Origin of the sequence: Senimuribacter intestinalis (assembly GCF_943192965.1) — a bacterium.
GTDB classification, from domain to species: Bacteria; Bacillota; Clostridia; order Peptostreptococcales; family Anaerovoracaceae; genus Senimuribacter; species Senimuribacter intestinalis.
The window spans coordinates 47,212-73,466 of the sequence record NZ_CALPCF010000009.1 but is presented as its reverse complement, the minus strand read 5'-3'; the positions used below and the strand labels follow the sequence as shown (position 1 = coordinate 73,466).

Genomic DNA, 26,255 nt, shown 5'->3' with positions numbered 1-26,255 from the left:
ATTGATATAGAAAGCACTTGTGAATTATGTTTGCGTAAATTTTCAATAAGTTGTTTGACGGACATGTACAACAAAATAAAGGAGTCACAACAGATGAAATTATTGATAACGGGTTTTGAACCTTTTGGAGGAGAAGTGATGAATCCTTCTTGGGAAGCAGTACGGCTTTTGCCCGATGAAATCGTGCGAGCACAGATAATAAAAAAAGAAATTCCGGTAGTCTTTGACCGGGGTAGAGAAGTTTTTGCAGGGGAAGTAAAACTGCATCGCCCTGATATGGTGCTGTGTATTGGGCAGGCGGGAGGCGTTGATGCGATTGAGGTAGAGCGAATTGGAATTAACCTGATTGATGCACGGATTGCTGATAACGATGGAAAGCAGCCTGTTGATGTGCCCATTAGAGAAGACGGAGCAAATGCTTACTTTGCTACTTTGCCAGTGAAGGCTATGGTTGAGCGGATTAGAGCTGTTGGTGTTAAGGCAGAGTTGTCTTATTCTGCGGGAAGTTACGTTTGCAACACTCTGTTATATGAAGCATTATATTTAGCGGACAAGTTTTATCCCCAGATGAAGGCGGGCTTTATTCATGTGCCATATATTCCTGAACAGGTGACGGAACGACCTGACATGCCGTCGATGGAACTTGCTGACATGGTTAAGGGACTGCAGGCTGCCATTTCCGCGGCGCTCTGCGGAGAAGAAAGCCATGTATCTATGGGAACACTGCAGTGATAACGATAGATGATTTCTGCTCCAATCCTGCAGTTGCAGCAGAAAATTTTAAAAATTTTTAAATAATTCATCGCATCTTGATTTTTGTGATTAACTTTGGTTGGGTTTGTGCTATACTATAGTTAACAGACTGCCTGCTGACAGGGGATTACATGCGGGTGTTAAAAACGGGCAGTACAATGAGGAGGGTGTGAAACATGACAAAGATTGCAATTAATGGATTTGGACGAATCGGTAGGCTGGCATTCAGACAGATTTTTGAAGATGAAACTATGGAGGTCACAGCCATCAACGACCTGACAGAACCGGCGATGCTGGCACATTTACTGAAGTATGATAGTGTGCAGGGAGGCTATCGTGGTCATACTGTGACCTGCGATGACAATTCTATCACTGTAGATGGTAAGAAAATCACGATTCTCTCTGAAAAAGATCCGGGGCAGCTGCCATGGAAAGAACTGGGTATAGATATCGTGCTGGAATGCACAGGCTTTTTCTGCTCTAAGGCAAAGTCAGAGGCGCATCTTCGCGCTGGTGCAAAGAAGGTTCTAATCTCTGCTCCTGCTGGAAACGATTTAAAGACTATCGTTTACGGAACTAACCATGAAACATTGACTGCCGAAGATGATATCATTTCCGCAGCGTCCTGCACCACCAACTGTCTGGCTCCTATGGCAAAGGCGCTTAACGATTACCGGGAAATTCGTACCGGTTTTATGACGACCATTCACGCTTACACCGGAGATCAGATGCTTTTGGACGGACCCCACAGAAAAGGCGATTTTCGCCGTGCAAGGGCTGGTGCAGTCAATATCGTGCCTAATAGCACCGGTGCAGCAAAGGCTATCGGTCTGGTGATTCCAGAACTTGATGGAAAGCTGATTGGCTCTGCACAGCGTGTACCAGTGCCTTCCGGATCTATCACTATTTTGGATGCTACACTGAAAGACGAGACAGAGTCTGTAACGGTAGAAGGCATTAATGCGGCCATGAAGGCTGCTGCCAGCGAGTCTTTTGGCTATACAGAGGAAGAGTTGGTATCCAGCGATATCATCGGCATGAACTACGGTTCCCTCTTTGACGCTACACAAACCCTTGCTCAAAGATGCGGCACCAAGATTTATGAGGTTCGTGTGGTTGCATGGTATGATAACGAATGCAGCTACGTGTCTCAGATGATAAGAACGCTGAAATATCTGAGAAATTTCCTTTAATATGCGGATAAGAAAAGGCGCAGGCTTCTTTGATGAGAGCCTGCGCCTTTTAGGTGGGATTATACTGGAATTTACGCGATGTTTTCTTTGTCTGTTTTTTTCCTGAGTTTGACTTTTGGTTCTTTTGGCAGTCCGAAGAGCGGAATCACTCTATCCAGACCGGTGACAGTCAGAATCAGAATAGAAGCTACAGCAATCATTGCCATAAAATTATACTTGATGAAGTCTGTGTTAGAGAATTGGAACAGCGGATATACGTTTGCTGCGATACCAACATAGAATCCAAGGTATACGTGCCATGGAATTAGCTGAGAGCCGAATACACCCATTGCGTCACCGAAAGTAGCATTTCGCAGTTTCAGCTTATACATGTCTTCTTCTGTTTCAGCCTCTACGTTTTCTTCTGTAATTCCTTTGATGATTGGACCAACCGTTACAATCTGTGCCATCTCATCGGACAGGATTGCATTACCAGTAAGGCAAAGCAAGCCGTTGCAGAACATTAGCTGTCTTACATTGTGGGAAACTCTTACAATCAAGTTTGCCAGCGGATCGAAGGCTTTCATCTTGCCCATGATGCCGCCGAATGCAGCAACCCACATCATCATGATGATTACCCAGCTGCCTGCGTCAGCAAAGCCGTCCATACACATGTTCAGATAGTCCTGCAGTCCGCCGCCGTTGAAGGAAGTAGTGCCTGCGAAAAGTCCAAGAACGTAGGCAGATACGATACCGGTGCCGATACAGCCGAATGTGTTCAGCCCTGAAATTGCAAGGCCAATTACCAGAATGAGAGGAACTATCATGTAAAGTGCTACGCCGTTTTGTACCTGATCCAGAAGATTAATCGCTTCAGGCTTTTCTTCAGCCAGATAATCCAGCGCGCTCTGTGGAACGGAGTCCAGTACGTTGGAGGCTTCTACCGCCTGATTAGGAAGCCCCATTACGGTAGCGGCAATGAAGAATACGATAGCAGCAAGAACCAGACACAGTACAGACCATACGCCCTGACTTCTGATTCTGTCTACAACTTCTACGCCCTGAATACCGGAGGATACGATGGTAGTATCGGAAATCAGACCGATGTTGTCACCAAAGCATGCGCCCCCTGCGATTGCACAGGTAGTCAGAAGCAGGCTGCCGGTTTCGATGCAGTTAGGGTCAACGATATGCACCAGCCACAGGAAAATCGGAGCACATGCTGCAAAGGTGCCCCAAGATGTGCCAGTAGCAACAGAGAGTATGCCTGTTACGCAAAGCCCTACAATCGCAACAGTTCTCGCTGTGATACCCAGTGATAAAGCGATGTTTACAACAGAAGCCCCTACGCCTGTTGACATGAAGGCGCTGGCCATTGCATAGGCAAACATCAGAATAAATAATGCCACAATAATGTTTTTTACACTGTCCATAGCAGCGTCCATACATTCTTTAAAAGAAATTTTTTCTGTCAGCTTAGCTACAACAACCGCAGCAACTGCAGCGATAGTAGCAGCAAGCAAAGCGTCCTGTCCGGACATCATCAGTCCTGCCAGAATAAAAATTGGCACGAACTTGAAGATTGCTTTTAAAACGTTCATTTTTTTCTCCTTTACTTAATAAATCCCACCCATGTAAAGAGCAATATCTGTGCCAAGAGTAGAAAGTTGTCTGAAAATTACGCAATGAGACAGTATTTGCAAGGTATGAAAAGGACTTTAAGAACATAGAAAAATTGTGTCTTGTTCACGCATACGAACCATTTTTGAGAAAAATATAAAAATTACACGCCAAAAATGACTCAAAAGGTTGACTTTTTTCTGGTTCTATCATAGGATTAAGAAAGGATAGCCTTGCATTGTTAAGGAATAGGAGTTAGGAATGGACAGAAATTATGGTTTAAATCGGGTATTAGAACCCAAAGGTGTCGTGCCGGCGACGGCATGGAAAGTTGACAACAGCCGCACGCTTTTAAGCAAGGAAGCGAGAGTTTCTCTTGAACGAATTCACTTAGAATGGGGGAATTTTCAGCAGATTTGTACCAGCAGCGGATATGATGAAAACAAAATTCGGAGTAAGATTTTGGATTTAGTGGAGAAGCGAGGCAAACTGCATAATCCTTTTATTGGTTCCGGCGGTGTGCTGATAGGTACGGTGGAAGAGATTGCAGAAGATCTGACTTCGGAGGTAGGTGCAGTGGAAGGCGACCGAATTTACTGTATCGCCTCGTTGAGCAGCATTCCTGTATATATTGAAGAAATTCACGAGATAGATTTTAACTATGGACAGATTGTTTGTAGTGGTTATGCGATTCTCTTTGAGACATCGCCCGTTCACGTAGCAGATAGGGATCTAAGTCCGGACTACACCTTGGCGGCAATTGATGAGGCGGGCAGTCTCTTTGGGGCGTATAATATTGCGCTGGAGCATGCCAACAAAAAATTGGTCATTATCGGAAGAACTGTCTATGGTACACTGCTGTATGCGGCGGCTTTGAAAGAAGCGGGAATTGCAGATTCTCATGTGACGGTGGTGATGGATGAGGAAAGCAGGGAAGGACTTTCGCAAAAAGAAATTAGAAATGTGATGAAACCCCTTGTAGGGCAAGTTTTCTTTACGAATCTAGCAATGCCGGTTGCGTCCTTTGAAGCACTGCGAAAAGAAGAACCGAATTTGGATCAGGTAGATCAGATTATCGTAGCGGAAGATATTTTTGGTGCAGAAACCTTAGCGGTACTGATGATAAAGCCTTTTGGCGATGTGTATTTTACATCGGTAGAAAATCATTATGGCGCAGCCCAATTGGCGGCGGAGTCTCTTGGTAAGATGACCACCATGTATGCTTTCGACCAGTATCTGAAGGATTATCCCCAGTTTACTTTGCGGATTGTGCGTAAAATCAGGAATCAGCTGGAGGAAATCAATCGTCTTTACGAGAAAAAGAATCGGAAGAAAATACTGACAAAAAGTCAGGCGGAGAACATCATGCGGATTGCAGCGGGCAAAGAGGATGATTTTGTCTATCAAAGCAAGGTGACGAAAAGTATGATTGAGGAAGTCATGAATGTGGCAAAGTACGACTGCAACGTAATTATTCAGGGAGAAACCGGCGTCGGCAAGGAAAAGATTCTTTCTCTGATTCATCAGAACAGCGATCGCTGTTTAAAGCCCTGTGTGAAAATTAACTGCGCCACTATTGCAGAAGGTCTAGCGGAGTCTGAGTTCTTTGGATATGAGGCGGGCGCTTTCACCGGGGCAGCATCATCTGGAAAAACGGGGTATTTTGAGCTTGCTGACGGAGGAATTTTATTCCTCGATGAAATCGGCACCCTGTCAATGAACATGCAGTCAAAGCTTCTTCGGGTGCTCCAGGAAAATCAGTTCTTCAAAGTAGGCGGTACCAGACAGATTTCTGTCAATGTGCGGGTTATTGTTGCCAATAATGTGCCTTTAAAGGACCTAGTGGAGCAGGGAACCTTCAGAGAAGATTTGTACTACAGGCTGAATATTTGTAAAATTGATGTACCTGCTTTGAGGGAAAGAAAGGAAGATGTGCTGTGTCTTGCCCAGACTTTTGCCGACAGCTGGACGAAAAAATACAGAATCCACAAGGAACTGTCGCCGGAGGCTTTAGGTCAGCTTTATAAGTATCACTGGCCGGGCAACGTGCGGGAACTGGAAAATGTCATGCATCGCCTAATTATCAGCAGCAGGAACGTGGTGATTACAGCCGAAGATGTGGATGAGATTCTCAATGAAAATGCTTATGGAGATATGATGATTAATATCAGGAAAAGCTTTGAATATAGCGACAGTCTGGACTTTCATCAGCTGATGAATCAGCAGGAGAAGCAGATTATTGAGTATGCTCTGAAAAAAGAGGGAACCACCAGACGGGCGGCAGAACTTCTGGGTTTGCCCCAGACCACCCTCGCAAGAAAGAAATTAAAATACGGATTATAATAGGAGAAATGAAAAAGCTGCGAGACCGAAGGAAAACGCAGCTTTTTTAGTGTGGGAAAAACTATTTCATTGCATTAAATTCATAGGAAAAGTCTTTTGCAGCTTCATTCATTTCGTGGAAAGATTTTTTGATATAATCTACGATTTCCTGTTCAGTGACTTCGATATTGCATTCCTTTGCGAATTCTGCCATACCATTTTTGATGATAGTGAAATCAAGTTTTTTGTCATAAAATGCGATGGCTGGGTTTGAAGCAGCGCGGGCAAATGCTTCTTTTAACATCTCATCTTTGGAAATTTCCAGCGGTTTGTAGTTTTCGGAAATCTGCTCTATATCTACATGCACACCATCGCCGGTGATTTTAGTGGAGAGACTTTTTAACTTTTTCTGCTGGTCCTTGATGAAACTTTCAACTTCTGCGGCGGAAATATCGACACTGTTCTTCTTTGCATAGTCCAGAATATAGGTTTTGATGACTAAAAGGTCGGTGTCTGCGTCGGTAAAGCGAACTGCGCCAGTGGCGACAGCCTGATTAAAGGCTCTTTTCAGCATAACTGTATTGCTCATTTTTTTACCTCCATGTTTTTATATAGGGAAAGAGAAATTATATTGATTACTGTTAATTATAGCATAAACTGTGCCAAAAAGAGTAGGACTTTTCGAAAAAATCCATAATTTTTGCAGGGATGAAGAATGTGTATTTTTCAATGTGTAGCGGCATGAAAATTTGGAAGAATAATGACGTACGTCGAATTTTGCAGAATGTACGGGAAAAACTTGCTGAAATTGAGCCGATTATGGGTCAAAAGAGTGAAAATCGTACCGAAATTGAAACTTTTTTTTATACCAGAAATAGTGTATAATAGTAGCGACTCTTTGTATGTATAGAAAGGAGCGGACAATGGACATCGACAAATTAATTGTGGAACATCCCATAATACAGAATATGATAAATTGTGATGAGATTTTCTGGCTTAATGAGAAAGCTGGAAGAGAGAAAGAGTTGCCTTTTTCTTTAGCAGATATCGAGGATGCCGGTGCACGGCTTGCACGTTTTGCATCGTATATTAAGACGGCCTTTCCTGAAACGGAAAATACGGACGGTATCATTGAGTCGCCTCTTACGGAAATCACAAGAATGAAGAAAGTTTTTGAGGAGGAGATGAATCGGGAAATTCCGGGCAGAATGTTTTTAAAGTGTGACAGTCACCTGGCTGTTTCTGGCTCCATCAAAGCACGGGGTGGTATTTATGAGGTGCTGAAATTTGCAGAAACCATCGCCATAGAACGAGGTATGCTTTCTATCGGGGATGATTACGCAGTACTTGCGCAAGAGCGCTTTAAGAAAGTTTTCGGGGAATACAGTGTAGCAGTAGGTTCTACGGGGAACCTGGGACTATCTATCGGCATTATCAGTGCAAAGCTGGGTTTTAAGGTGACAGTGCATATGTCAGCTGATGCAAGAGCATGGAAAAAGGAACTGCTGCGCCAGAAGGGAGTTACTGTTATTGAATATCAAGATGACTATCAGAAAGCAGTTGCGGAAGGGCGTAAAGAAGCAGCAAAAGATCCTATGTGTCATTTTGTAGATGATGAAGGCTCTTCGGATTTATTTTTAGGGTATTCAGTAGCAGCAAAGAGACTGGCAGATCAGTTCAAGAGGCAGATGATTACCTGTGATGAAGATAACCCGGTTTTCGTGTATATTCCATGCGGCGTTGGCGGCGCACCGGGTGGTGTGGCATTTGGACTGAAAATGCTTTTTGGAGAACATATTCATATTTTTTTTGCTGAACCAACCCATGCGCCATGTATGACACTGGGTATGCTGACAGGTCTTCACGATGAGATTTCCGTCGGAGATGTAGGCCTTGACGGAAAGACGGCGGCAGACGGACTGGCTGTAGGAAGACCGTCCAGACTTGTGGGCAGTATTATGGAAACTCTTTTGGACGGTTGCTATACCATCGAAGATGACAAGCTCTACCCATATCTGGCAAAGCTGGCAGATTCTGAGGATTTGTGGATTGAACCGTCGGCATGCGCGTCTTTTACAGGACCGGGGCATGTGCTTTCTGCGGAAGGCTATCTGATTAAAAACAATTTAAAGGACAAACTAAAAAACGCCACACATATTCTCTGGGCTACCGGCGGAAGCATGGTGCCGGAAGCAGAAATGCAGGCGTATTATGCGATGGGAAAATAATTGGAACTGGTGTCTTTAAAACCGGTCGCTATAGTTGAGTAATTTGCGCAGGAAGCCGCCTTTGACTTTCGGCGCATTTTTCTTTTGGGAATTGGACTCGGAATTGACAGGAGGTTCGGCTTTTCGGTGAGAGTCCATGAACGTGTCGTAGCGGACGATGTCCACGTAGAAGTCATTTTCTGTGCTGGTAATGATAGCAAAGGTGCCGCCGCTGCCGTCTCTGGGGTCTGTTAGACTGCCCGGATTAATCAGATGGATGCCATCCACTTCTTCATAGGCGGCAATATGGGTATGACCGTAGCAGGCTGCAGTGCAGTCCTTTTCCATTGCCTGATAGAGCAAGTTGTCAAGACGAAACTCTACCAGCTGCATGTGACCATGGATGACCAGTATTTTGCCGTAAGGGGTGTCAACGGTAGTGAAATCGGAAGGATTGCACCGGTCGCTGTTTCCGTGGACACAGACAGCGGGGATGCCAGTCACTTCGCTGAGCCACTGGCCGTCATCTTTGTAGTCGCCGCAGTGGATAATCAGGTCAATATCGGAAAGGTTCGCAAGGACTTCCTGGGCTTTTGTGATAGAGCCGTGGGTGTCGCTGGTTAAAAAAATCTTCATAAATTGTTCCTCCGTAAATATAGTATAACACACCTGCGCACTTTTGTGTTAAAATAATAGTATGAAACGAGATATGAACAGAGATGAAAAGCGAATACAATGGGTTTTGATGAATCTGCGCCTTTCGGGAAGTGCTATGGATATGGAGCAGGCGGCACGAATTGCGGGAGGGGAATATGTACTGGAGGCCTCTCTGGAAGAGCACCTGCTGGTAACCAATCTGCTGGAAGCGCTGACGGAGATGGAACGGGTTTTAGGAATTGAAGAGGAACTTTGCGTGCGCACTTTGCAGCGTTTTTACAGTGTGTTTTCCGGAGGAGAGGAAGGGGTGTTTCGCAAACGAACACCGATTTTGACCCACCTCAGCTATAACCCGGTACTGCCGCAGGAAATCGAGGGAGAACTTTCCAAGCTGTTTCGCGGGCTTCATGCACACCCGGTGGTAAACGGGCTGGAAGCTGCCGTGTTTGTCCATAATGAGCTGATTAGAATCTACCCTTTCGATAGGTATAATGAACTCATTGCCCGTGCGGCGATGGAATATGAATTGCTTTACTGTGGTCTGGACTTGTATCCTCTGACCTTGAGTGAGAGCGAGTATAACAGCGCTCTGGCGGATTATGTGCGGTTCGGCAGGGAATCAAGGATTTTGGAAAACCTTAAACTGAACAGGCTGATGGCGGAAAGTAAAGAAACGCCGCTGTAAATTTTTTGCAGACATAAACAAAAGAACTGTTTCCCTGGGGGTGCCGGATTTCCGGCGGGAAAACAGTTCTTTTTAGTGTAGAATAAAATGAAGTTGTTATACGGCAGTTACCATGCCGTCATAAAGTTTGAGAGTAACAACACCATTTACGGTATTTAGCATCTGGACTTTTTCGAATACGTCTTCTGCCTTTACATCTACTTCTTGTCCCAGATAGTTGATGACGTGCTCGACGCCTTCCTTATTCAGTTCTTTGCCATTAATCATAGATATTTCGTTGTTTGTCAGTTCTAGTTCAAGATAAGTAGGACATTCTGCATGAAGTTTCTTTTGCATAGTGTATATCCTCCGTATGTTTATTTGAATGATAAAATAATTATACAACTTGAAGCGGAATTGTCAAGGGGAAATTTATAAAAATTTAAAACTATTTATGAATATTCTATGGGAGATATTATGGTAAAGATAGGAGTTTTGTGGTAGTATAAAATAGTATAGAAGTATAGGCGAAAGGTTTTATGAAAATGAGAATTAGAAATAGGGGTGTAAGTCATTGAAAGAACGTTTTCAGAGTCATTATGCAAAACTGGGGCTTACTATTTTTGCTTCTGGTGCAGCACTGATTGTGCTGTTTGAGTGTATTATACATTTAGATAGTATCAGAGAAGCCTGGTCGGAGGTCACTTCCATATTATTCCCATTTATTTTTGGTCTGGTGGTGGCATATTTGCTCTGTCCGATTTACAATGCGGTGGTGCGAAGAGTGTACCGGGTTTCGGCATGCAGATTCAGAGAGAAAAAAACGGCATTTCGTCTTGCCAGAGTTGTAGGAACGCTGGTTTCTCTTTTCGTGTTCTTCGGTGTGGTTGGAGGACTTTTTGCCATGGTGCTGCCGGAGACCATTCGCAGCATTGTAGGTCTGGTGCAGGAGGCACCGGATAAGTTTAATGATTTGATTCTATGGATTGAGAATACTTTTACAGCGGAGCGCTTTCCGGAACTTGCAGGTACGGCGGAGGCTATTTTAAGCAGGGCCAGAGATTCCTTTATGACTTGGACAGAGGCAGAGTTTTTGCCAAGAATCGGTGAATATATGACCCAGATTTCTCAGGGAGTCATCGTAACGGTGCGTACTCTGATGGATATGTTTATCGGTGTGATTATCTGTGTATATTTTCTTAACAGCAAGGAGCAGTTTAAGGCACAGACAAAGAAACTGATTGCAGCAACGATGAGCAGAAAGCAGGGGCAGGAGCTGCAGGAATTTGCGAACTTCTGCAATAAGACTTTTGGGGGCTTTATTAACGGGAAGCTGATAGATTCTTTAATTATTGGGATTTTGTGTTTTATACTGATGACTATATTTGGACTCCCTTATACGGTGCTGGTCAGCACTATTGTGGGCGTTACCAATATTATTCCGTTTTTTGGACCGTTTATCGGTGCTGTTCCGTCAGCTGTGATTATTTGCTTTTCCAGTCCAATGCAGGCGCTGTATTTCCTGTTATTGATTTTGGCTCTGCAGCAGTTTGACGGAAACATTCTGGGGCCGAAGATTCTGGGAGGAACTACTGGTCTTGCCAGCTTCTGGGTACTTTTTGCCATTTTGATGGGCGGCGGGCTCTTTGGATTTGTCGGTATGGTGCTGGGGGTACCGGTTTGTGCAATCGTATTCTACTATCTGAACCAGTATCTGAGAAAACGGCTGATACGCAAGAGTATGCCAGCTGATACAGTGGATTATCAGGACTTTAACAAATATGACATAAATAGGAAGGACGTATTATAGATGGAGAGATTAAAAAATATAGAGATGAAGGAGTATACTTCTTTTAAGGCAGGGGGAAAGGCTGCAGAACTTATCATCGTAGAGTCTGTAGATGAGTTGAGGCAGGTGCTTGCTGAGATTGACAGAGAACAGAAGCCTTATCTGATTCTTGGAAATGGTTCTAACACGCTAGTAAAGGACAGCGGATTTGCTGGCACAGTGGTGAAGCTGGGTGAAAATTTTAATCAGGTGAAGGTTCATGGAGAAACCGGGGAAAAGCTGGTCTGCGGCTGCGGCGCACTGATGTCTTCTGTGGCAAAGTTTGCGCTGGCAGAGTCTTTGACTGGCTTTGAATTTGCAAGCGGTATTCCGGGCAGCATTGGCGGCGCTGTATTTATGAATGCAGGTGCTTACGGTGGCGAGATGAAAGATATCGTCGAAAGTGTGAATCTGGTCAGCAGAGACGGTCGCATTTTGCGAACGGTGTCCGGCGCGGAAATGGATTTTTCCTATCGCCATAGCATTTTACAAGAGACCGGTGAGGTGGCGGTCTCGGTAGTGCTTCGTCTGTCTAAAGGAGATTCCGCAGAGATTTCGGATACTATGCGGGAGTTGACCAGGCGGCGCAACGAAAAGCAGCCGGTGCAGTATCCAAGCGCCGGAAGCTTTTTCAAAAGACCGGAGGGCTTTTTTGCAGGTAAGCTGATTCAGGATGCAGGACTGAAGGGGATTTCTGTAGGTGGTGCGCAGGTGTCTGAGCTTCACAGCGGATTTATTGTGAACAAGGGCGGTGCAACGGCAACGGATATCATCGACCTGATGCATCTTGTACAGAATACGGTTTTCGACCAATTTGGTGTTCAACTGGAACCGGAGGTAAGAATTATTGGAGATTAAAGGCAGACAATACAAAATGATCTTTGACTATCACACCCATACTACCTTTTCTCACGGTAAAGGGTCCATCGAAGATAATGTCAAAGCGGCAGTTGCCGCAGGGCTTTCCGGGATTGCTATTACAGATCATGGACCGGGACATTTAACTTATGGTGTAAAGAGAAGTGATTTTCCGGTGATGCGTGCGGAAGTGGACAGACTGCGGAATATTTATCCGCAGATAGACATTTATCTTGGTGTGGAAGCAAATGTGGTGGCAAGGGAGCCATATCTGGATGTGAATACTGAAGAATTGCAGTATTTTGATTTTATCATCGGCGGTTATCACTATGGAATCCCTCACGGTTATTGTATAGGAAACTGGCTGGATTCCCATGGTTTTGCGGGTCAGCGTACCGGTAGAAAACTGCTTGCAAAGAATACAGATATGACCCTAAAGGCTCTTTATGAGAATGATATGCGGATTCTGACCCACCCAGGAGATAAGGGCAGGTTTGATATTGCAGCGATTGCGGCAGCCTGTGCTGAGACCGATACGCTGATGGAAATCAGCACATGGCATACCCATTTGACTGTGGAGGAAATCAGAATTGCGGCAAAGACAGAGGCAAACTTTGTAATCAGCAGTGATGCACATACCCCGGGCAGAGTGGGAAGCTTTGCAGGCGGTGTGGAGCGAGCGCTTGAGGCTGGGCTTGACATAGAAAGAATTGTGAATATTGCTTTGGTGAAGTAACAGGGAGAATTTTGCATGGAGAAGATGAAAGTAGTCATCGTGACGGGTCTTTCAGGTGCGGGGAAGACCAATGCGGCAGACTGGTTTGAGGATCAGGGCTATTACTGTGTGGATAATATGCCGCCTGCACTGATGAAGAATTTTATTGATTTGGCTGCTTATTCGGGGCAGCGCATTGAAAAGGCGGCTTTCGTGGTTGACGTGCGAGGCGGCGAGTTTTTTGGTGATTTAAATCAGTGTCTGGAATTTTTGTCGGAGAGTCCTGCGGTCAGCTGCAAGATTTTGTTTATCGAAGCTTCCGATGAAACCTTAATTAAGAGATATAACGAGACTCGGCGCAGCCATCCGCTTTCGGCAGGTTCCACCACGCGTGAAGTCATCGAAAAGGAACGAGAACAGCTTTTGGAACTTCGCAGACGCGCTGACTACATCATCGATACCACCAATATGAAAACAGCAGGGTTTAAGAACGAGATGGAAAGAATTTTCGTTGGTGAAAATCCGCAGACCACTTTTTCGGTCAACGTGACGTCTTTTGGATATAAGCATGGTATTCCGATTGAAACAGATCTGGTATTTGATATGCGGTTTATTCCAAACCCGTACTATGTGCCAAGCTTGAAGCGGTTGACAGGCAACAATAAAAAGGTCTTTCAGTATGTGATGAAGCAGCAGATTGCAAAGGATTTTGCAGCGCAGCTTACTGTTATGATGGACACTGTTATTCCATGCTATATAAAAGAAGGCAAGTACCATCTGAACGTTGCTTTCGGCTGCACAGGCGGTCAGCACCGGTCTGTTACCATGGCAAATCATATGGCGGAGGTTTTTCGTGAAAAAGGTTACCGTGTTACGCTGCGGCATAGGGATTTGTAAGCGATGGGCAGGTGATTCATTGTCGACTCACTGCCGCAGAATCGGGCAGAGGAGCAGGGATTTCTGAATTTCACCCCTACCCAGGAAGTGGAATTTATGGTATACTACATGTATGCTAGTTTGAAGAGGAGCATTGCGCAGATTATCTTGCGTGAAGAAGAATATATTTATAAAGGAGAAGACCAATGGACAAATTAATTATCAGTGCTTGCATTTGCGGCGCAGAAGTAACCAAGGAACAGAATCCGAACGTTCCTTACACTGTAGAAGAAATCGTTAGAGAAGCAAAATCTGCTTATGATGCCGGCGCATCCTTAATCCACCTGCACGTTAGATGGGATGACGGTACACCAACTCAGGATAAGGGCAGATTCCAGGAATGTATCGATGCAATCAGAAAAGAATGTCCGGACGCAATCATTCAGCCTTCCACCGGCGGTGCTGTTGGTATGACCGATTTGGAAAGATTACAGTCCACAGAGGTAGTTCCAACTCCAGAAATGGCTACTTTAGACTGTGGTACCTGCAACTTCGGCGGAGACGAAATCTTTGTAAACACTGACAACACAATTGTCAACTTTGCAAAGATCATGCAGGAAAGGGGCATTAAGCCTGAATGTGAAGTATTCGACAAGGGTATGATTGATATTGCTATGAAGACTGCACACAAGAAGGGTTTCCTGCCTAAGCCAATTCACTGGGACTTCGTACTGGGCGTACAGATGAGCGCTACCATCAGAGACCTGGTTTACATGGTAGAATCCATTCCTGAAGGTTCCACCTGGACTGCAACAGGTCTTGGCAAGAACGCTTGGCACATCGCTGCTGCTACTATTTCCTTAGGCGGACACGTTCGTGTAGGTTTCGAAGATAACCTTTACATGGAAAAAGGCGTTTTAGCTGAATCCAATGGACAGATGGTCGCTAAGGTTGTAGAACTGGCTAAGCTGCTCGGCAGAGAAGTTGCTACACCTGCTGAAGCAAGAGAAATTCTGGGTCTTGCTCCACTGAAATAAGTATATTAAGCAAAGATCTTTAAAGCCGCTGGGGGATTATACCGGCGGCTTTTGCTGTGCTTATATATATGGCTGCTGGTCATGTTAACTTCTAGGATGGTGGAGTTCAGCAAACGAAGTGTTTTTTGCTTTTGCAGAATTTTGCCCTTTATCCGTGCAAAAAAAGGAAAATTTTCGTATGGCGCAGTGAATCAGAATGGAAAGTGAGACATTTGGTGAACGTTTAAAGAAACTAGAAAGAAATTCATCAAATTTTCTTGGACAGAAATACTTCTCAGTTCAAAAGTTAATGCGAAATAGCCGTGGAGGCGTTAATTGAGTTGTAACGATAAATACTTTTTCCTTTTTTGGCGCCTGCAAAGGGTAAAGTTCTGCAAAGGGAATCTTTGTTTCAGAAGTGCAGGCAGGAAGAGATTGAACGAAGTAGACAAAGACACCGCTTTCGCGATGTCTTTAGTCTTTCTACCAGTGCGTGGCAACTGATAGATTTACAGCTTTACATCAGCTAGTCTTCAGCATTATTTCCGAAGATTAAATAATCAGCGGAAACATTCAGGATTTGAACCAGCAGTATGAATTTTTGCATTGAGAGTCCTCTGCTGCCGCGCTCAATGTTAGCGAGAAATTTTGGCGTAATACCCAGACATTCAGCTAACTGTTCTCTGGAAAGTGCTGCATGTTCTCTGCTGAGACAGATCCGCATACCCATGGCTACTTGGTCAAATGTTTGTAATGACATATCCTATTTACCTCCTTTCGTTCTTGATGGTTTTGGTATGACATAAGTTGTAAAGTAATGTCAATAGTAAAAAGGGGAATAGGTCAAATTGACCTAAAAACTATGCAACGGTTTTCCTCACATAACCAACGGTTGCTTCAGTGTACAAAGGATTACAATAAAAATGGACTGCCAACCTACAACTTCTACCGCTCTTCCAAAGAGCGGTATTTCATTTTTCTGAAATGTAATGATTACATGCTCCAGCTTCGAGCCAAGTTGGCCCGAAGGTTGATAAGCTGAATATGACACTGACATATTTGAATTCCAACCAAATATTCTTTTCCAGCTGGTAAAAATGATTAAAAAGGGAGTATGGCTGTTACGATTTGGCCATATAGAAGCCGTTTAGTTTCAAGCATTATCTGCGTGGTTTCCAAAGGCTGAGTATTTTTATACCTTTGCCTCTTGTTTTATGAAGTATTTCGTAACACTAAGGTATTAAAATTTAAACTAAGCTGGTATAACATATTTTCTAAATGGAAAAATATATCTTCATCCTGAGCATATTCCATGATATAATTATCCCAACAGACTATCGGAACGAGGGAAATGTATGGACGATTTAGCATTAAACTATCAAAGTGATTTTCATGCCATTCTGCAAATGATAGCAGATGCCCGCCGGAAAGCTGCCTATCAAGTGAATGCCACAATGATTGACCTTTATTGGGGAATTGGAGAATTTGTTTCCAATAAGGCCGTACAGGATGGCTGGGGACGTTCTACCGTAAAGGCACTTTCTGAATACATTCTGACGCAGGAACCAGGGATTAGAGGCTATTCCCCACAGAATATCTGGCGCATGAAGCAGTTCTTTGAAACTTATTGTGACAAGCCAGAGTTAGGAACTCTGCTAAGAGAAAATACATGGTCAAATAATTTGCATATCATGTCAAAGACAAAATCGGATGCAGAGAGATTATTCTATTTGAAGCTGGCCTCTCGGGAAAAGTATAAAGCAAAAGAACTGGAACGGCAGATTGACAGCGGATATTATGAGCGTTTAATGCTATCAGACGGTAAAGCGCCTTCCGCCATATCCCATGCTGCGCCTGCGAACATAATCAGAGACATGTATATGTTGGAGTTTTTAGATCTGCCCGAGCCTTATAGGGAATATGATTTGAAAAAGGCCATTTTGAAGAACATGAAAAAATTTTTACTGGAAATTGGCAGGGATTTTATTTTTATGGGAGAAGAATATCATCTTCAAGTAGGAAAGAACGACTATTATACGGATTTAATCTTTTTTCATAGGGAGCTACAATGCCTTGTTGCAATTGAGTTGAAAATTGATGATTTCAAACCGGAATACTTGGGAAAAATGCAGTTTTATCTTGAAGCGTTAGACCGGGATGTAAAGAAGCCCCACGAAAATCCCAGCGTTGGCATTATTCTTTGCAAGAGTAAGGACGAGGACGTTGTTGAATATGCCCTGAGCCGGAATATGAGTCCAACCATGATTTCCGAATATAGGACGAAACTAATCAGCAAGGAAATCTTACAAAAGAAACTTGAGGAATTAACGGAAATGGTGGATGAGGATAAAAACTCTCAATGACGTTGAGAGTTTTTCAAAAAATCAATTTATTATGTTAGTACAGAAATAGCAGGGGATTATAATGAGCCTCTGCTATTTTTATAACCTCAAGCTAATATAAGGAGCAACGCGACGCTGACATTTCGGGCCATGTTGGCCCGAAGCCGGGTTTGGAGAGGCTCCCCAACAAGCAGATTTTTACGTTCTGGCCGGAAGGCCGGAACGTAAAAATAGCAACTGTGTGGCCACAGTTGCCCTGCTTGCCACTTAGCGGCAGCCCCTAAAATGGCGCAAAAAACAGAGGCCCTTATTCTGGAACCTCCGTTTCTCTGGCTTTCTTAATGCCTTCGGCTGTGGCTTCTATCACGACAAGCTCTTTTTCATTCATGGAGTTTAGAAGTACATCAATGTGCTTTCTGCAAGAGCTTGACCTTGCCCCTCCGTCCGCATGAATAAACTGGTCAACTGAAACGTCAAACATGGTAATGAGTTTAACAAAAAGGTCGAAGCTGGGATACTGACCTTTGTTCTCAATATTCATAATGGTACGGGAGTCACGGTCTACTAATTCCGCAACATAGGCTTGCGTCCAGCCTTTTCTTCTCTGGCTCTTTTGAGAGCCGCCCCGAGGCCGTGAAAGTCAAACCTTCTTTCATCTTGGTTCATTCTCATATCACCCTATATCATTCTACATTTCGTGTTAGATTATGAGAATGTAATGAAATTTTACATTAAGTAGTATTTTATTTCGCATCCGTGTAGGCTCTAACTTGTATTATTCGAGGTAGAGAACTATAATATATCCTGTGGAGGTGCGAAATGGACTATATGACATTGAAAGAGGCCGCCGAAAAGTGGGGCGTGACACCTCGTAGGGTAAATTATTATTGCGCTGGAGGGCGTATCCCCGGCGCTGTAAAAATGGCCGGTGTTTGGCTGATCCCTAAAACTGCGGAGAAGCCGATTGATGGGCGGACAAGACAAGGGAAGGAGTTGCGCCATGAATAAAATTTTGATTATAGATGATGACAGAGAACTGTGCGCTTTGATTAAACGCAGCGTACAATCAGAACATATAGAAGCCGATTTTTGTAATACCGGAAAAGAAGGATTGCAGAAATTAAAAGAGCAGAAATATCAGCTTGTGGTGCTGGATGTGATGATGCCCGGTATGGATGGCTTTGAAACGCTGGAAGAAATCCGCAAAGAAAACAGCCTGCCGATTTTGATGTTCACATCCAAAAATGACAGTGCTTCTAAAGTGCGGGGGTTACGGGCCGGTGCGGACGATTATCTGACAAAGCCGTTTGATATGGACGAACTGATTGCCCGTATTGCGTCCCTCATTCGCCGCTACACCCGCTTTAATCAGCAAGCCGGAGCCATGCAAAAACTGGATTTTGACGGATTGCAAATTGACCTTGAAAATCGTTCTGTCACTACGGAAAACGGCACTTTTGAACTTCCGCCAAAGGAATTTGATCTGCTCCTGTACTGTGCAAAGCATCAAGGAAAAATTTTGACAAAACAGCAGATTTATGAGGAAGTATGGGGCGAAGAATATTTCTATGATGACAGTAACATTATGGCGATTATCAGTCGGCTTCGTAAAAAATTAGAAGTCAATCCTTCCAGTCCAAAGTATATCCAAACGGTCAAAGGGATTGGCTACCGCTTTAATAAGGAGGTGTAGCCGGCATGGAAATCATCGTTTTCTTGTCCATTGTGATTGCTGTTGTGGCTGTGTTGACTTCCATCGTTCTCGTTCGGCGCGTAAAAAAGCAAATAGCAGAAATGACCGACGCTCTGGTTGATGTGAAAAATGGAAATGGCAATCGGCGTATTTTGTCTGCAACAAATGAACTGACCGCACCTCTTGCCTATGAAATCAATGAGATCGTTGTGGCCTATGAAAGCAGACTTTCGATTGTCCGGCAGACAGAAGAAACCAACCGCCAGCTTATGACGAGCCTTTCTCACGATGTTCGGACGCCCCTTACCACTCTGATTGGGTATCTTGATGCTGCACACAAAGGACTGGTCACAGGAAAAGACCGGGATGATTATATTGAAACCGCCCGCCGGAAAGCCCATGATTTGAAAGAATATATTGATGTACTCTTTGACTGGTTCAAGTTAAATTCCGACGAGTTCGCTTTGGAAATCCAGCCTGTTGAGGCCGCAGAGCTGACAAGAAATATCCTGATTGACTGGATACCGATTTTTGAGGATAAACAGGTTGATTATGATATTGATATTCCTGAACAGCCTGTCTGGGTAAGACTGGATATGGACAGCTATATGAGGATCATCAATAATCTCATTCAAAATGTAATCGCTCACAGCCATGCGGACAAAATCAAAATTGTCCTGTCAAAGAAGGAAAATAACATGGAGCTGCTGCTGGCGGATAATGGAGTGGGAATTGAGAAAGAAGATTTGAAACACATTTTTGAACGGCTTTATAAGTGTGATAAAGGCCGGTCTGAAAAAGGCAGCGGTCTTGGTCTTTCTATTGTCCATCAGCTTGTAGAAAAGATGGGTGGAAGCATAACAGTTGAAAGTTTTCCGGGAAAAGGAACTGCATTTATGTTGCTTTTTCCTTTGGAGATTTAAGCGCGTTCCCGTCTTTATGGCGGGAGCCTTTGTCATTTTGCCGGATTTCAAATTGCAAGGTTAATGCAAGGTTGTGGCAAGGTTAATGCAAGGTTGGCGTGATAGAATACCTTACAGAACAGGAGGTTTTGAATATGGATACAAATTACATCATTGAAACAAAAAATCTGACGAAGCAATACGGCTCACAAAAGAGTGTGGCTGACTTAAATATCCATGTGAAGCGTGGGAGAATTTATGGTCTGCTGGGCAGAAACGGAGCCGGAAAAACCACTACCATGAAAATGCTGTTGGGCTTAACGAAGCCGACTTCCGGAGAGGTAAAAATCTGGGGAAAATCTTTGCAGGGGAATGAAAAGAAGCTGCTGCCCCGTATCGGCAGCCTGATTGAGTCCCCCGGCTTTTATCCTAATCTGACCGGCACAGAGAACCTGCGTATCTTTGCCACCCTGCGGGGGGTACCAAACAATCATGCCATCAAAGATGCTCTGGATCTGGTAGGACTGCCCTACAAAGATAAAAAGCTCTTTTCTCAGTATTCTCTTGGTATGAAGCAGCGGCTTGCCATCGCCCTTGCCGTGATGCACGATCCAGAACTTTTGATTTTGGATGAGCCAATCAACGGACTTGATCCCATCGGTATTGCAGAAGTACGCTCCTTTATCCGGGAGCTTTGCGACGCAAGAGGAAAAACGATTCTGATTTCCAGTCACATTCTTTCGGAGATTTCCCTGCTGGCTGACGATATTGGGATTATCGACCACGGCGCATTGCTGGAAGAAGAAAGCCTTGCTGAGCTGGAGCAAAAAAGCAGTAAGCATATCCGGTTTACGCTCTCTGATACTGCACAGGCGGCAAGAATTTTGGAACGCAATTTCCATGAAAACCATTTCTCCATACAGGACGACCACAATTTGCGCCTGCACAACCTTGATCTACCTGTGGGGAAAATTGTAACTGCCTTTGTAGAAAACGGATTGGAGGTATCAGAGGCGCATACCTGTGAAGAAAGTCTTGAGGATTATTTCAAGAGAGTAACAGGGGGTGAGGGAATTGCTTAAACTGGTTCAATGTGAGTTCGCGAAATTGAAGAGAAAAAAAATCATCCCGCTTGTGTTTTTGTCCGCTTTTTTATTTCCTATTCCCATTACCTTTCTGATGGCAACACCGAGAATGTTGGAGAAGTACCCAAATAAATCAGTCCTTTTTGATGGATTGTTCAATATGGTTATGGGATATGGCGTTATTTTTCTCTTGCCGTGTATCATCGGTGTCATTGCAGCAATGCTGTTTTTTATGGAACGGGACAATGACACTTTCAAAAATTTACGCACAATCCCGGTAACAAGTACACAGATGATTATGGCAAAGATCATTGTGCTATTTATTTTTGGAGTTATCTTTTGCCTTGCTTCCATGCTTGCTACCATTGTTTGCGGCAGTTTCTCAATGGAAGTGCATGGTCTTACCTATAAACTACTTGTTGCAGTTGAACTTGGAATATTCATTACAGCGGGAACTTTGCCGATTATCGTACTTGTGGTCTTTTTCAGCAAAACATACATCTTCTCCATTCTGCTATGTGTGTTTTACAGTGTAGTGAGCCTTACCGTCGAAACATTGTTCGGAACATTGCCTAAATGGTTATGTTGGCTCATGCCTATCCCGCTTACAACGCTCTGGGGTGCGGGAGATATGGTGAAACATGGGTTTCCATTGAATGTAAATGCCTTGGAAGCAATTATTCCCTCAACCTTTCAGACGGTTATCATTCTTGGGATAATGGCTGTTGCATCAATCTCATTGATCGACTTCTTATACAAGAAAAGGGGGGAATAAAATGTATCGGATCATTAAAACAGAATTATGGAAGTTAAAGCGGTATCATATCATTTGGGCAGGTATTCTGTTAATGCTTCTTTCTGTCGGAATTACTCTTTTTAGCTCTATCGCATTAGACGATACAGTTTGGACGTTTCCGCATTTGGTAGAGCGGGTTATTCAAAACAATACGACAACAATCTTTCCTATGTGTATTACTCTGATTGCAGGATATATTATTGCTCGTGAAAAATCAGATGATACCTTAAAAAGCATTATGACAATACCTATTTCCTACCCTGCATTGATTGGTGGAAAACTGATTGTTTGTGGTTTCCTGTCCGTATTTTTAGGTATAGCAAGTACCGTTTTTACTGTCGCTGCGGAATTACTTGTTGGTTTTCCGGGATTTTCGGTAACAGTCGTAATACAGGCTTTGATACAGATTACCCTTAATACCTTATTTTTGTATATAGCCGTAACGCCAATTATAGCCTTTACTGCCCGTATTCCTAACGGACACATGATAGGTGTCATTCTTGCATTTGTCTATGGCTACGGGGGAATGTTCGCAGCCGGAAATATGTCTCTTGCAAATCTCTATCCGATTACAGCGAGCATGGGGCTGATCCAGTACCGAAGCCATGATGTGGCTGTCCATTGGAATATAGGCTTATGCAGCCTAAGTATGATAGTTGTCTTATTGATTTCTGCGGCTATTGTAGTTACAACAAAAAATGTTTCATCCGCAAAAGTTGCTAAAAAGCCGAAAAAAACCGCCCTCAAAAAAGGCTGGTAAACAGGAGGACTTACACATGAAGAAAAAAATATTGATTGGGATTGGCGCCGTTGCTTTCGTGGCAATCTGTTTTGGCATTTTCCTGCTTTCGGGTGCAGGCAGCACCTATTACTATTCACAGATCGACAACACCAAAATCGAGCAGACGGAATCTGCCGGAGGTGTAATTAACTTCGGGGGAAGCATGGACTACTCCTACACGCTGCGTTGTTATGACGAGGTCGGAAACGAAAAGGACATTACCTTTGGAACATCGAGGAAATTGAAAGAGGACGCTTTTATTCGCCTGACGGTAATGCCCCTTCGTGGTGTGCTGGAATGGATTGAAGTTCAGTATGACGAGCTTCCCGCAGTCGTACAAAAAAACTATACAGCACCGCAATAAAGAGAACGATAATTGATTATCACCTAAAATATTATCTGCCGCACGACGGCAAAAGAAAAAAGCTGTCGTACAGCAGACACATTTCCATGCGCCTACGAAGCGGCGGCTTTGATTTTCAGAGCCGCCGTTTCTTTTCGTCTATCCTAAACCAACGACGACCTAACACCGTGTAAATCCACGGCGGCATATAGGAGGATTGCCGCCGTGTCTATTTTTGTCTTTTTTCACAGTACCCATGACCTACACCAGCTAAAAAAAGCGTAGCTCCCCCTCCGGGTTATTCCGGCTATGTATGCGAAATTTGTTGGAACCTTAACTATCATGTCATTTCATGCGTCCGTGTGGCTTCATGCCGCCCGGGCGCTTTTGCGTTCTTATGGGGCTGCTTCGGGTCATGTTGGCCCGAAGCCATTCCCCGGTGCCGCTCCCCGCCGCCTTCGTTTCGGTCACTCGTCAACCAACAACCGAAACGGAGGTCAATATGGCTATTATCAATTTGCGGGACTATTACCCATTCTATACATCGGATTGCTTCATGGAAGTATCGGAAGAAGTTGAAGAAATGTTCAAAGAGTTTGATCGTAAAGAGGCTGCGTACCGGCTGCGTACATACCGCCACAAAGCCTACTATTCCCTTGATCGGGATGACGGGCTGGAACATGAAGCTGTCTTTGTCGCCTTATCTCCCCATGAACTGTATGAGCGGAAAGTGACCATGCAGGAGCTTCACGCAGCGATTTCCAGTCTGCCGGACAAACAGGCAAAACGGATTTATGCTCATTTCATTCTCGGCATGACCAAACAGGATATTGCACGAGCAGAGGGCGTCCATGAAAAAGTGGTTCGTGTCGCAATCGAGCGAGGTCTGCGGCACTTAGAAAAAATTTTGAAAAATTCTTTGTAAGGCGTACCGATTTAGGCCGGAAAATGAAATGGCTTATGAGAGGTAAAACACTTCGGGTCACAATGGCCCGAGGTTCAGACAAGCCTCATGCAGATTGAAAATTGAATAAAAAGACACCCGGATACGAAGGGGAACGCGCTGTGTGACAGACCCGCCATGACCTCGGATTTCAGAGAATACAGTCTTTGTAAAACTGAGCGAGCGAACAGGTCCATGCCATAGGTGGGGCAAGGCTGGCTCCACCGGAACAGGCGCAGAACCCGGATACTTGCGTTTAGTCACAGTCCGAGCGTTGAAGCGGCCTTGCAAGCCGTGAGCCGTCGCAGGCAATGAGAACGCCTTGCCATCAGAATGGGGAGAGTTGAAATACTATGGGGCATGAAGCCTATGTCCGTCCGATGTGTCTGAAATGAAGTGAAAACCTATGGGGAGCTCCCGGCAATGCTGTCTGATGATAGGCCAACCGATCCGGCGTGGCTCCCCATCTTTTCAAAAAAGGAGCACTTTATGGGAAATGCGTTTGGAATGATCCTCGGCTTGGAACCTGACGAATGGAGCAATGACGCCTGCCGTGGTTATGTCATTATGGCAATGGAGGACTGCGGATTTTCAAAGAAGGATATACAGCGTGTTGTGGGGCAGCTTTATGAAGTATTTGACCTCAATAGCGTGGAGGACGCCAAAGAAAAGTACCATTCCAGTCCTTACTGACCTCGGGCCACATCGACCCGAAGTGGAGAAAGCTCAAAGGGCGGCACCTGCTGGGTGCCGTCTTTTGACATTTCCCCACGGGACAAGTGGGAAAGGCTGGCATATACACGCACTTTCGCAAAGGAGGTTTTCAATGACGCAAACTGTCGCTTATGAACGAGAAACAAAGTCTGTCGCATTTCAAGGGAAGATCATTGTGCTGGAAAGCCTCACGCCGGTACTTCCCCCGAAGGAGAAAGAACAGCGCAGAAAAGAAATTGAGCGTTGTCTTTACGAGGTGTTCAGCAAATATGGAGACAGATTTCCCTAATCATTCGCAACATTGTTGTCCGGGGCTGCTGATGGTATAATATAGTTGTAAGGTTGGTAGCTCCATTCCAACAAGGAAAGGAGCCCAATATGGAGTTTATCAGAGAAGATTGTATTTACGCAAGACAGTCAGTAGACCGCAAGGACAGTATCAGCATTGAAAGTCAGATCGACTTTTGCAAGTATGAATTGAAAGGTGGGAGCTGCCGGGTATTCAAGGACAAAGGTTATTCCGGCAAGAACACGGACAGGCCGGAATTTCAAAAGCTGCTGGGCGAAATCCGCAAGGGAAAGGTCCGGCGGGTCATCGTGTACAAGCTGGACCGTATAAGCCGCTCTATTCTGGACTTTGCAACGATGATGGAGCTGTTTCAAGAGTACGATGTGGAGTTTGTATCCTCCACGGAAAAGTTTGATACTTCGACCCCGATGGGCCGGGCCATGCTGAATATCTGCATTGTATTCGCCCAGCTTGAACGTGAGACAATTCAGAAGCGTGTCACAGACGCCTACTATTCACGGTGCCTGAAAGGCTTTCACATGAGCGGACAGACACCATACGGTTATCAGTTAGAGCCTACTGTGGTAGAGGGTATCCGCACAAAGAAAATGGTTGCCGACCCCGTAGCCGCCGACCATGTTCGGCTGATGTTTGAAATGTACGCTGAACCGGAAACCTCCTTCGGAGATATTACCCGATACTTCGAGGAACATGACATAAAAATTTATGGCAAATCCATGTTCCGTACATTTCTTTCCCAGCTTTTAAGAAACCCCGTTTACGCACAGGCCGATTTGGAGCTGTACGAATTTTTCAAGAGCCAGGGCGCAGCGATTGTCAATGACGCTTCCGACTTTGCCGGAACAAACGGCTGCTATCTCTATCAGGGGCGGGATGTGAAGGAGGACAAGGACAGGTGCTTAAAAGACCAGATACTTGTTATCGCTCCCCACGAAGCACTCATTTCCTCTGATACATGGCTGAAATGCCGGAAAAAACTTATGGCAAATACCACCTTCCAGCAGGGACGGAAACCGAAGAACACTTGGCTGGCTGGAAAAATCAAATGCGGGCATTGTGGGTATGCTCTGAAAGCCACCCATGTACCAAACAGCACCGGATATTTCCGCTGTACCAAACGGACGGAAAACAAAGGCTGTCCGGGCTGCGGGAAAATCCGCAAAGAAGAATTTGAGCAATTCATTTTCTCGGCCATGCAGGAGAAGTTCAAAGACTTTCAGATACTCCACGGCAGAGAGGAAAAAGTCAATCCGAAACTGACCGCCTATCAAGTGGAGCTGGCACAAGTGGAGGCAGAAATTGAAAAGCTGCTGGATACGCTGACCGGAGCCAATGCGACCTTGCTTGCCTACGCCAACAAAAAAATTGAAGAACTGGACACCCGACGCCAGACCATTTCAAAGGCAATCGCCGAATTGAGTGTTGAAACCATATCGCCCCAGCAGATAAAGAAGTTATCCTATTATCTCGACAACTGGGAGAGCATAGATTTTGACGACAAAAGAAAAGCCGCCGATGGTTTGATCTCTACGATCAAGGCCACCAGCGACCGTGTTCAGATAGAGTGGAAAATCTGACATTTCCGCTCTATCGCCCCTCATTTCTATTTTATCTTGTTTGTACCCCTTGTACACCGATGTTTATATAGATTTTTTTTT

28 protein-coding genes are annotated in these 26,255 nt (G+C 44.5%); 22 read left to right on the top strand and 6 right to left on the bottom strand.

All coding sequences use genetic code 11. From position 1 onward, the window contains the following. The first annotated feature begins 93 nt into the window (after window positions 1-93). Both pcp and gap read left to right on the top strand, forming a co-directional pair. Window positions 94-732: a pyroglutamyl-peptidase I gene (gene pcp, locus NFR88_RS09310; RefSeq protein WP_161908105.1), complete on the top strand. Its 639-nt coding sequence runs from the start codon at window positions 94-96 to the stop codon at window positions 730-732. A 197-nt stretch (window positions 733-929) separates the two neighbouring features. Further along, on the top strand, window positions 930-1,946 hold the full coding sequence (gene gap, locus NFR88_RS09305; RefSeq protein ID WP_251615386.1) for a type I glyceraldehyde-3-phosphate dehydrogenase: 1,017 nt from the start codon (window positions 930-932) through the stop codon (window positions 1,944-1,946). Between the two features lie 71 nt (window positions 1,947-2,017). Here gap and NFR88_RS09300 read toward each other — a convergent pair whose 3' ends face one another. After that, complete coding sequence (locus tag NFR88_RS09300) at window positions 2,018-3,526, bottom strand: Na+/H+ antiporter NhaC family protein (RefSeq protein WP_160202334.1); 1,509 nt, start codon at window positions 3,524-3,526, stop codon at window positions 2,018-2,020. Between the two features lie 280 nt (window positions 3,527-3,806). Here NFR88_RS09300 and NFR88_RS09295 point away from each other — a divergent pair, with 280 nt between their 5' ends. After that, on the top strand, window positions 3,807-5,888 hold the full coding sequence (locus NFR88_RS09295; protein WP_251615382.1) for a sigma-54 interaction domain-containing protein: 2,082 nt from the start codon (window positions 3,807-3,809) through the stop codon (window positions 5,886-5,888). Window positions 5,889-5,949: 61 nt separating this feature from the next. On the opposite strand, the gene NFR88_RS09290 is transcribed toward NFR88_RS09295, so the two are convergent. Further along, window positions 5,950-6,456, bottom strand: a complete 507-nt coding sequence (locus NFR88_RS09290; protein ID WP_160202336.1) for a hypothetical protein — start codon at window positions 6,454-6,456, stop codon at window positions 5,950-5,952. A gap of 334 nt (window positions 6,457-6,790) precedes the next feature. On the opposite strand from NFR88_RS09290, the gene NFR88_RS09285 reads away from it, so the two are divergent. Further along, entirely contained in the window at window positions 6,791-8,095 is a 1,305-nt protein-coding gene (locus tag NFR88_RS09285; protein ID WP_160202337.1) for a D-serine ammonia-lyase, read from the top strand. Between the two features lie 15 nt (window positions 8,096-8,110). Here NFR88_RS09285 and NFR88_RS09280 read toward each other — a convergent pair whose 3' ends face one another. Beyond that, the gene (locus tag NFR88_RS09280; RefSeq protein ID WP_160202338.1) at window positions 8,111-8,710 is read right to left on the bottom strand and encodes a metallophosphoesterase family protein; all 600 of its coding nucleotides are present in this window, start codon (window positions 8,708-8,710) and stop codon (window positions 8,111-8,113) included. A gap of 61 nt (window positions 8,711-8,771) precedes the next feature. Between NFR88_RS09280 and NFR88_RS09275 the strand changes: the two genes are divergently transcribed. After that, the gene (locus tag NFR88_RS09275; protein WP_160202339.1) at window positions 8,772-9,416 is read left to right on the top strand and encodes a Fic family protein; all 645 of its coding nucleotides are present in this window, start codon (window positions 8,772-8,774) and stop codon (window positions 9,414-9,416) included. Between the two features lie 96 nt (window positions 9,417-9,512). On the opposite strand, the gene NFR88_RS09270 is transcribed toward NFR88_RS09275, so the two are convergent. Then, a complete protein-coding gene (locus NFR88_RS09270; protein WP_160202340.1) occupies window positions 9,513-9,752 on the bottom strand; it encodes a hypothetical protein in 240 nt (79 codons plus the stop codon). Between the two features lie 217 nt (window positions 9,753-9,969). On the opposite strand from NFR88_RS09270, the gene NFR88_RS09265 reads away from it, so the two are divergent. The 5 genes from NFR88_RS09265 (at window position 9,970) to kce (ending at window position 14,709) form a co-directional block, all read left to right on the top strand. Beyond that, the gene (locus NFR88_RS09265) at window positions 9,970-11,205 is read left to right on the top strand and encodes an AI-2E family transporter (protein ID WP_160202341.1); all 1,236 of its coding nucleotides are present in this window, start codon (window positions 9,970-9,972) and stop codon (window positions 11,203-11,205) included. Next, window positions 11,206-12,081 (top strand): UDP-N-acetylmuramate dehydrogenase, encoded by an 876-nt coding sequence (gene murB / locus NFR88_RS09260; protein WP_251615380.1) that lies wholly within the window; start codon window positions 11,206-11,208, stop codon window positions 12,079-12,081. Then, complete coding sequence (locus NFR88_RS09255) at window positions 12,071-12,817, top strand: PHP domain-containing protein (protein WP_251615378.1); 747 nt, start codon at window positions 12,071-12,073, stop codon at window positions 12,815-12,817. Before murB ends, NFR88_RS09255 begins: the two co-directional genes overlap by 11 nt. A 15-nt stretch (window positions 12,818-12,832) precedes the next feature. Then, the gene (gene rapZ, locus NFR88_RS09250) at window positions 12,833-13,693 is read left to right on the top strand and encodes an RNase adapter RapZ (protein WP_160202344.1); all 861 of its coding nucleotides are present in this window, start codon (window positions 12,833-12,835) and stop codon (window positions 13,691-13,693) included. A gap of 185 nt (window positions 13,694-13,878) precedes the next feature. Further along, a complete protein-coding gene (kce, locus tag NFR88_RS09245; RefSeq protein ID WP_160202345.1) occupies window positions 13,879-14,709 on the top strand; it encodes a 3-keto-5-aminohexanoate cleavage enzyme in 831 nt (276 codons plus the stop codon). Window positions 14,710-15,214: 505 nt separating this feature from the next. Here kce and NFR88_RS09240 read toward each other — a convergent pair. Next, window positions 15,215-15,448, bottom strand: coding sequence for a helix-turn-helix domain-containing protein (locus tag NFR88_RS09240; RefSeq protein ID WP_160202346.1), 234 nt, complete (start codon window positions 15,446-15,448; stop codon window positions 15,215-15,217). 595 nt (window positions 15,449-16,043) lie between these two features. On the opposite strand from NFR88_RS09240, the gene NFR88_RS09235 reads away from it, so the two are divergent. Next, window positions 16,044-17,051 (top strand): PDDEXK nuclease domain-containing protein, encoded by a 1,008-nt coding sequence (locus tag NFR88_RS09235; RefSeq protein ID WP_004064250.1) that lies wholly within the window; start codon window positions 16,044-16,046, stop codon window positions 17,049-17,051. 286 nt (window positions 17,052-17,337) lie between these two features. Here NFR88_RS09235 and NFR88_RS15240 read toward each other — a convergent pair whose 3' ends face one another. Further along, window positions 17,338-17,571: a hypothetical protein gene (locus tag NFR88_RS15240; RefSeq protein WP_016306488.1), complete on the bottom strand. Its 234-nt coding sequence runs from the start codon at window positions 17,569-17,571 to the stop codon at window positions 17,338-17,340. Between the two features lie 278 nt (window positions 17,572-17,849). Here NFR88_RS15240 and NFR88_RS09225 point away from each other — a divergent pair, with 278 nt between their 5' ends. The 11 genes from NFR88_RS09225 to NFR88_RS09175 all read left to right on the top strand — a co-directional run bounded on the left by NFR88_RS09225 (window position 17,850) and on the right by NFR88_RS09175 (window position 26,174). Further along, complete coding sequence (locus NFR88_RS09225) at window positions 17,850-18,038, top strand: helix-turn-helix domain-containing protein (RefSeq protein ID WP_120393687.1); 189 nt, start codon at window positions 17,850-17,852, stop codon at window positions 18,036-18,038. Next, window positions 18,031-18,723, top strand: coding sequence for a response regulator transcription factor (locus tag NFR88_RS09220; RefSeq protein ID WP_251615376.1), 693 nt, complete (start codon window positions 18,031-18,033; stop codon window positions 18,721-18,723). Before NFR88_RS09225 ends, NFR88_RS09220 begins: the two co-directional genes overlap by 8 nt. A gap of 5 nt (window positions 18,724-18,728) precedes the next feature. Next, a complete protein-coding gene (locus NFR88_RS09215) occupies window positions 18,729-19,646 on the top strand; it encodes a sensor histidine kinase (protein WP_120393685.1) in 918 nt (305 codons plus the stop codon). A 134-nt stretch (window positions 19,647-19,780) separates the two neighbouring features. Next, window positions 19,781-20,707 (top strand): ABC transporter ATP-binding protein, encoded by a 927-nt coding sequence (locus tag NFR88_RS09210; RefSeq protein ID WP_007860248.1) that lies wholly within the window; start codon window positions 19,781-19,783, stop codon window positions 20,705-20,707. Beyond that, a complete protein-coding gene (locus tag NFR88_RS09205; RefSeq protein WP_014080808.1) occupies window positions 20,700-21,485 on the top strand; it encodes an ABC transporter permease in 786 nt (261 codons plus the stop codon). The genes NFR88_RS09210 and NFR88_RS09205 overlap by 8 nt, the downstream gene beginning before the upstream one ends. Before the next feature lies 1 nt (window position 21,486). Next, window positions 21,487-22,266, top strand: coding sequence for an ABC transporter permease (locus tag NFR88_RS09200; protein ID WP_251615374.1), 780 nt, complete (start codon window positions 21,487-21,489; stop codon window positions 22,264-22,266). A gap of 16 nt (window positions 22,267-22,282) precedes the next feature. Beyond that, complete coding sequence (locus NFR88_RS09195) at window positions 22,283-22,651, top strand: YxeA family protein (protein ID WP_251615372.1); 369 nt, start codon at window positions 22,283-22,285, stop codon at window positions 22,649-22,651. A 481-nt stretch (window positions 22,652-23,132) separates the two neighbouring features. After that, the gene (locus NFR88_RS09190) at window positions 23,133-23,555 is read left to right on the top strand and encodes an RNA polymerase sigma factor (protein WP_251615371.1); all 423 of its coding nucleotides are present in this window, start codon (window positions 23,133-23,135) and stop codon (window positions 23,553-23,555) included. Window positions 23,556-24,062: 507 nt separating this feature from the next. Next, window positions 24,063-24,266, top strand: coding sequence for a hypothetical protein (locus tag NFR88_RS09185; protein WP_251615368.1), 204 nt, complete (start codon window positions 24,063-24,065; stop codon window positions 24,264-24,266). A 133-nt stretch (window positions 24,267-24,399) separates the two neighbouring features. Next, on the top strand, window positions 24,400-24,576 hold the full coding sequence (locus NFR88_RS09180) for a hypothetical protein (protein WP_016306487.1): 177 nt from the start codon (window positions 24,400-24,402) through the stop codon (window positions 24,574-24,576). A gap of 89 nt (window positions 24,577-24,665) precedes the next feature. Then, a complete protein-coding gene (locus tag NFR88_RS09175) occupies window positions 24,666-26,174 on the top strand; it encodes a recombinase family protein (RefSeq protein ID WP_251615366.1) in 1,509 nt (502 codons plus the stop codon). Window positions 26,175-26,255 lie beyond the last annotated feature (81 nt).

Coding starts and splice junctions, on each gene's coding strand:
- gap (WP_251615386.1), top strand. CDS start 930: ATGACAAAGATTGCAATTAATGGATTTGGACGAATCGGTAGGCTGGCA.
- pcp (WP_161908105.1), top strand. CDS start 94: ATGAAATTATTGATAACGGGTTTTGAACCTTTTGGAGGAGAAGTGATG.
- NFR88_RS15240 (WP_016306488.1), bottom strand. CDS start 17,571: ATGAATATTGAGAACAAAGGTCAGTATCCCAGCTTCGACCTTTTTGTT.
- murB (WP_251615380.1), top strand. CDS start 11,206: ATGGAGAGATTAAAAAATATAGAGATGAAGGAGTATACTTCTTTTAAG.
- NFR88_RS09190 (WP_251615371.1), top strand. CDS start 23,133: ATGGCTATTATCAATTTGCGGGACTATTACCCATTCTATACATCGGAT.
- NFR88_RS09240 (WP_160202346.1), bottom strand. CDS start 15,448: ATGTCATTACAAACATTTGACCAAGTAGCCATGGGTATGCGGATCTGT.
- NFR88_RS09295 (WP_251615382.1), top strand. CDS start 3,807: ATGGACAGAAATTATGGTTTAAATCGGGTATTAGAACCCAAAGGTGTC.
- NFR88_RS09280 (WP_160202338.1), bottom strand. CDS start 8,710: ATGAAGATTTTTTTAACCAGCGACACCCACGGCTCTATCACAAAAGCC.
- NFR88_RS09270 (WP_160202340.1), bottom strand. CDS start 9,752: ATGCAAAAGAAACTTCATGCAGAATGTCCTACTTATCTTGAACTAGAA.
- rapZ (WP_160202344.1), top strand. CDS start 12,833: ATGGAGAAGATGAAAGTAGTCATCGTGACGGGTCTTTCAGGTGCGGGG.
- NFR88_RS09290 (WP_160202336.1), bottom strand. CDS start 6,456: ATGAGCAATACAGTTATGCTGAAAAGAGCCTTTAATCAGGCTGTCGCC.
- NFR88_RS09225 (WP_120393687.1), top strand. CDS start 17,850: ATGGACTATATGACATTGAAAGAGGCCGCCGAAAAGTGGGGCGTGACA.
- NFR88_RS09275 (WP_160202339.1), top strand. CDS start 8,772: ATGAAACGAGATATGAACAGAGATGAAAAGCGAATACAATGGGTTTTG.
- NFR88_RS09180 (WP_016306487.1), top strand. CDS start 24,400: ATGACGCAAACTGTCGCTTATGAACGAGAAACAAAGTCTGTCGCATTT.
- NFR88_RS09285 (WP_160202337.1), top strand. CDS start 6,791: ATGGACATCGACAAATTAATTGTGGAACATCCCATAATACAGAATATG.
- NFR88_RS09235 (WP_004064250.1), top strand. CDS start 16,044: ATGGACGATTTAGCATTAAACTATCAAAGTGATTTTCATGCCATTCTG.
- NFR88_RS09300 (WP_160202334.1), bottom strand. CDS start 3,526: ATGAACGTTTTAAAAGCAATCTTCAAGTTCGTGCCAATTTTTATTCTG.
- NFR88_RS09200 (WP_251615374.1), top strand. CDS start 21,487: ATGTATCGGATCATTAAAACAGAATTATGGAAGTTAAAGCGGTATCAT.
- NFR88_RS09210 (WP_007860248.1), top strand. CDS start 19,781: ATGGATACAAATTACATCATTGAAACAAAAAATCTGACGAAGCAATAC.
- NFR88_RS09215 (WP_120393685.1), top strand. CDS start 18,729: ATGGAAATCATCGTTTTCTTGTCCATTGTGATTGCTGTTGTGGCTGTG.
- NFR88_RS09195 (WP_251615372.1), top strand. CDS start 22,283: ATGAAGAAAAAAATATTGATTGGGATTGGCGCCGTTGCTTTCGTGGCA.
- kce (WP_160202345.1), top strand. CDS start 13,879: ATGGACAAATTAATTATCAGTGCTTGCATTTGCGGCGCAGAAGTAACC.
- NFR88_RS09185 (WP_251615368.1), top strand. CDS start 24,063: ATGGGAAATGCGTTTGGAATGATCCTCGGCTTGGAACCTGACGAATGG.
- NFR88_RS09220 (WP_251615376.1), top strand. CDS start 18,031: ATGAATAAAATTTTGATTATAGATGATGACAGAGAACTGTGCGCTTTG.
- NFR88_RS09175 (WP_251615366.1), top strand. CDS start 24,666: ATGGAGTTTATCAGAGAAGATTGTATTTACGCAAGACAGTCAGTAGAC.